This is a genomic window from Hoylesella loescheii DSM 19665 = JCM 12249 = ATCC 15930 (assembly GCF_000378085.1).
Taxonomy (GTDB): Bacteria; Bacteroidota; Bacteroidia; order Bacteroidales; family Bacteroidaceae; genus Prevotella; species Prevotella loescheii.
Genome location: NZ_KB899226.1, coordinates 42,579 through 48,578, shown reverse-complemented (window position 1 = coordinate 48,578; position 6,000 = coordinate 42,579). Strand labels below are relative to the sequence as shown.

The 6,000-nt window shown below is 48.4% G+C and carries 1 protein-coding gene; it reads right to left on the bottom strand.

Annotated elements, in window-relative coordinates; translation table 11 throughout:
- A partial coding sequence (locus tag F453_RS0112785) for a helicase-like domain-containing protein (protein ID WP_018968364.1) occupies positions 1-5,909 on the bottom strand: 5,909 nt, incomplete at its 3' end.
- Positions 5,910-6,000 lie beyond the last annotated feature (91 nt).

The window sequence follows — 6,000 nt, the reverse complement described above, 5'->3', positions numbered from 1 at the left end:
TTAATGAAGTTCTGACACGCAAGTTTCGGGTCTGTTGCCAACTTACCATTATTATAGGTATAGTAGATACTCTCCTGTCCTTTGACGAAGAAGCGGTTCACCGAACAGTCAAACAAATCCTTGGAAGTACTCTCTGTCTTGACCATAATGGAGAAACCATAGATTTCGCCAATTTTGTGGTATTCCCCTTTGGTGCGAGCTTTCTCGTCAATCTCCTGTAAACGTGCAGCAATGACCTTGAAGTCTGTACTATCTTCCACACCCTTGATAGTTAGTTTGTTGATGGGCTGTCCATCGGCATCACGTTCTACACGCTGCTCAAATAGAGCTAAGTCAGACTGTGCTTCCTTGATTTTGTCTGTATGGAAAGATACGGAACTGTCAATCTCAGCCAACTTCCCTGTTGCAGCATCACGTTCACGGAGGAAGTTCTTACGTTCTGATTCCAAGGTAGTAATCTTCTTATCCAATCTTGCTTTTTCCAAAAGGTCGGTATTGCCTGAAAGCACTGCTACATACTCTGAGAAGTTCATGCCGCTGTCCTCATCCATCGAACCCTCGTCGATGGTGCGACAACCAAGCTGGTTACTTTTCAGTTGATTGATGAACAGCTGCTTGTTATGCAGCAGGTTAAACTTGTAGCTATCCAAGGAACGTTCCACGGCATAGATAATCACATCGACTTTGTTGTCGGCAAACTCTTTGGCGATGAGGTTTCCTTTGCGTACGGCACGTCCGTTACGCTGCTCTAAGTCCGAAGGTCGCCAAGGCGTGTCCAAATGATGGATCGCAACGGCACGTTGCTGGGCATTCACACCAGTACCCAACATGGACGTAGAACCGAAGATAATGCGAATATCACCGCGGTTCATCGCATCTACCATTGCCTTCTTTGCTTTCTCGTTCTTGCATTCCTGAATGAAACGTATCTCGTAGGACGGGATATGATAGTCTTCTACCAGCTTACGCTTGATTTCCGAATAGATGTTGAACTCTCCGCCGGGCTTGTAAGTTCCCAAGTCAGAGAACACGAACTGTGTACCTTTCTGTGTATCGTACTTTCGGTAATAGTCATTGAGCATCTTGGCACAATGGCTTGCCTTGTTGTCTATATGGTCTGAGTACCCTTTTTCATCAATCATGCGTAAATCAAGGCTCATCTTCCTCGCGTAGTCTGTTGCGATAAGCATCTTTGCCCTTTCCTCACTCTCACTCAGAGGTGCTCGCCCCAAGATTGTGGCATCGCCACTCTTGGCAAACTCCATCAGCTTTCCGATAAAGACTTCCTGCTCGGGTGTAGGCGGAATGTTGTGTAGTATCTCATTCTTTTCCGGGCGGTCGATGCCAATATCCTTTGCCGTGCGAAAATCGCAAATCTCCGCATAGAAAGCAGCCAGTTCGGGCACTTTGATGAAGGTACGGTAACGTTCCTTTTGGATAATCTCATTGGTGATGGAGAACTCGTAGTCAGTCGATTTCTTGGCAAAGACGGCTGCCCATGCATCAAAACTATTGATACCTTGCTTTTCCAAAGCCTGCGGACGGAGATACTTGAAAAGAAGATACAACTCCGTCAGGCTATTGGAAATGGTCGTTCCCGAAAGGAAAGTGGCTCCTAAGTCCTTTCCGGACCGTTCTTGTATGGTATGAATGGCAAAGAGCATGTTTAAGGCACGCTGTGAACCATCAGGATTACCCAAGCCCGATACACGGTCATGGCGAGTGTTGAACATCAGGTTCTTGAATTGGTGCGATTCATCTACAAAGAGGTGATCGATACCCATCATCTTGAAATCCACCGCATCGTCCTTGCGTTCGGTGATGCTGTCCTGTATGTTCTGTAACTTGGCTTCAAGCGTCTGTTTGCGTTTTTCCAGTCCTTTGAGCATCCCACGGGAGATATCTCTTCCTTGTTGCCGCAACACCTCGAGGTTCTCTTCCACGGAGTCCAGTTCCTTTTGCATAATCGCTTCCTGTATCTCCAAGGCCTGCGGTATCATACCGAACTGTTCGTGCGTGAGGATGATACAGTCCCAGTCGTTGTTCTTGATGTCGTTGAAGATACGTTGTCTGTTCTGTTTATTAAAATCGTTCTTACCAGGATAGAGTACCTTAGCATTAGGATAAGCTTTCCTAAAGGTATCGGCAATGTCGAATACATTTGCCTTCAGTCCGATAATCATCGGCTTGTTTGCCAGTCCCAAGCGCTTCATCTCGTAGGCAGCTGTACACATGATGAGTGTCTTTCCCGCCCCCACCTCGTGGTCGCAGATGCCGCCACCGTTGGTTTTGAGCATCCACACTGCATCCTTCTGGCTCTTGTAAAGGTCATCAATACCCAATCGTTTGAGGTCAAGGTCGGGAAAGGTCTGGTGCGTACCGTCAAAGTTAGGGCGTACAAAACAGTTAAAAAGGCGGTTGTATCTGTCGGAGAGTTGCTGTTTGAAGGTATCGGGTGTGCGCCCGAGCCAATCGACAAAGCCTTGTCTGATTTCCTCAATCTTGGCATTTGCCATCTGGATGGCATGTCCGTCCCTTACTTTGATGGTCTTGGTCTCTCCCGTAACCTTGTCCGTCACCTCCTTGCTCTTGTTGATGTCGGGAATGGTATTGTGCAGGGCATGCTTCAAGAGATTGATGCCGTCATAGCGGCGGAACTCTCCCTGTACGGCATACTTGTGCCAGATATTGGCATTCTTTCGGTCGCAGACAATGCCGTACTCGTCCATGTTGGAATGGTAGGATACGCCAATATCCGTCCCGAAAAACTCCGAAGCAAACCTGCCATAGACCTTGGCAGGTATCCAGCGTTCACCGAGATTGAAGTCAAGGTCCGCAAAAGGAATGGGTGTTGGCGTGGCTGCACGTAGGGCAGCAAGGCTCTGCTTTGCTTCCTCGTGCCCGGGATGGTCCAAGAGCCACGACTCGATGCGCTCCGCCTTTTCTATTACATTGCCCGAAATGAACTTATCCGCCACCTCGTATGCGTTTTTTTCGGGATTGAAATAGATGCGCCCTTCCAAGGAAGAAATGATGTCGCTTTCCTCCATATCAGGTAAAAGCGAACTCATGTAATCAAGTTCCACTGTGCCGTACTTGTTGAGCGATGCGCCAAGAGCCTCCATCGGGTCTGTGGCAATGGTCAGTTCCGTGGTAGAAAATGCCGTTGGATGGTCGAAGATGTCCGCCTTGATGTACCTGCCGTTCTCGGAGCGTTCCAAGAACAGCATTTCCACGCCTGTAGCATCCATCTTGATGATGTCGGTGTTCGCTTTCTGGTTAAAGTAGCCCCAACGTGCAACATAGTCATCATACAGGTGGTTGAGCCTGCTGCGGTCTTCCCTGTCTTCTGCATGGTTCTCTGCCTCGTAGTCATAGAGACGGTGATAGCACTCCCGTATCTCGATATAGGCTTTGAGACGGGAAAGCTGCGCATACGGCAAGTCCATCGGGTTGAAGGTCGGATGTCGCTTCAGGTCAGAAAGAAACCCCACCTGACCTTTCTGCACGACAATGGAGCCGTCTCTCAGGTGAGAGTCCGGCGAAGAGAGAAAAGGGCGCGGTGAAGCGTCAAACTCTTTTCTGACTTCTGCTATCGGCTGCGGCTTGCGCTCCTCGGCTTCGTTCATGAAGTCGAAAAGGGATGGCTCACGTGAAGAGGAAGAAGCCGCTTTCCTGCTGCCACGGGTACGCCGTTGAGGAATGGTCGCTGCCTTTTGTATCTTGGACTCCGATGGTTTCTGGGGAGCAGTTTGAGTTATAGGACGGCGCACCTGTGAAGTTCCTGAATTATCCTTGATTTCATGGTTCACACGGGTAACTTCTCTTGTCCAAAGACTGTATTCCTCCGGGGCAAATAGTGACAGTTGCTCCGGTTGTCCGATGTCTTCCATGTTATTGTCCACCACCGGATGATGATCGTCGTCAAAGAATATCGTCTGCCCGTTCATCTCTCTCGGGGCTTCAATATCCGTACGGATTTCTTGTGGTTCCTGCTCGTATTGATGATGAAGTGTCAAGGCGGGTACGCCTTCGGGAGCAGGTTCTATAGTCATGGAAGGCTGTTCTGATACGAATTGTTGTGGGGCAGACTCTGATGATGACGGCTGTAATGGAATTGTCTCGCCGTTAGGAACGGTATTTTCCATTATCTGCGTATCGTTCTCAGAAGCAATGGTTACAGTCTCTTTAACCTTATTCTCTGTTTCTGCCTTTGTTATCACTTCTTCCTTGATTTCCTCTGCTACCACTTCTTCTTTGGTATATTGTCCCCTGACTATTTCTTCCAGTTCGGCTATCTCGTGCAATTTCTTAGGAGAGAAGTACAGGTCACGTTCAATGCCCAGTCCTCTTACTTTTACGCCTTCCATCTCATCGAGGGACATATTGCCAAGCTCCCAGCCGTAACCCATCGTGACAGCACCGAAGCCAATGCGGCTCTTAGGATCATATTCCAGAAGGTAGGCTGTGTATGCTCCCATAGGGAAGAAATAGCATGCATAGGCAACCTTATCGCCTATGAGTTCCTTTTCCGTGCTGTAAAGTTTTGGTAGTTGCTTCCTGATACTGTCGGGCATGAGGTTATAGGCATCGTTTATACCCTTGTCTTCAGTCTTTGTCTTCTCTGTTTCTTCTTCCCGAATTATGGTAATACCCAACTTGCGAAGCTGTTTCTCCGCTTCTGCCTCTCGCTCTACCTCTGTCATCGGTATACCTGTTTCATATAGTTTACGGTCGATACGTTGTTCCATTTCAAGGGAGAGCCGTGTTCGGAGACTTTCTGCCATTTCCTCAATCCCTCCTGTGAACCGATACTCCCATGCAGGTCTTCCATAAGGGTCTGTACCCATTATGCGCTCTGTGGCAACGGTGCGATGAGATATGTCTTTCCAATCCCCTACAAAAAGAGAGTTATGCTTGAAGACGACAGAAGAGCCTTCTTCCTTGGGAACGGAAACGGTTTCTACGAACTGCTGCTCAATGCCCTCGCTGATTTCTTTACCTGTCTGCTTCTGTAGGACGATGAGGTCACTGCCCACGGCCGTTCCTGCATTGTCTGAAAACATACCCGATGGCAGTCGGAGAGCGGAGATAAGGCGGCTGTTCTGCATGAGGTAACGGCGTATGGCTTCATTGCGGGGACTGTCTAATACGCCCTGTGAGGTGATGAATGCCAAAATTCCACCTTCCTTGATGCAGTCCAGACCTTTCACGAAGAAGTAATTGTGAATGGCACGTGTGGACTCACGTTTAAGAGTGTCCTTACCTTTGCTGTATTCTCGGTCATAGACCATGAAATCACCGAAAGGAATGTTACTTGTAATAAGGTCGTATTTGTCTTTGTTTTCTAACTCCCCAATAGCTTCAAAAGGCTCGTTTCGGACGAAGATATTGCCTTTGCCATAGGGGTGCAGGGCCTGTGAGATGCGGGCAGTGAGCAGATCCTTTTCCATTGCATCTACAACTCCTGCTTGCCTTGCAAAGATTTCGGCAAAGGCACCCATACCCATAGAAGGGTCTAAGCATCGTCTTATCTGCAGGTTTGTGAAGGCAAGTGCGTCTGAGATGGCAGAAACGATGCGGGTATCAGTATAGAAGGAGGTTAGCACGCTTGCCTTGATGCTCTCCCAATACCGCTTGGCGGTATTGGCATCAACGGCATCACGGTAAATCATCTGCTTGAGCCTTTGGGTTGGCTCGAAGAGGTGTTGCTCCGACTTGCTCCAATAGCGGATGTCATCGGGGTTATCCGTACGGTTGAGTACACATTTCAAGCCACCGAAGCCTTGGTAGTCCCGTAAGATACTTTTCTCAGCTTCGGTGGCTTCGCGGCGTTCTTTCTCCAGGCGCAAGACCACACGGATAGTTTCCGTATTGGCTTCAAGGACGTTTTTCTTATTATATGCCATAGTGTTTTCTTTTAATAAAGTGGAGGTAAAAAGGTCGGGAGGTAATACTTGTATCTCCCAACCTATATCCGTTCCTCTCTGTATCTGTCAG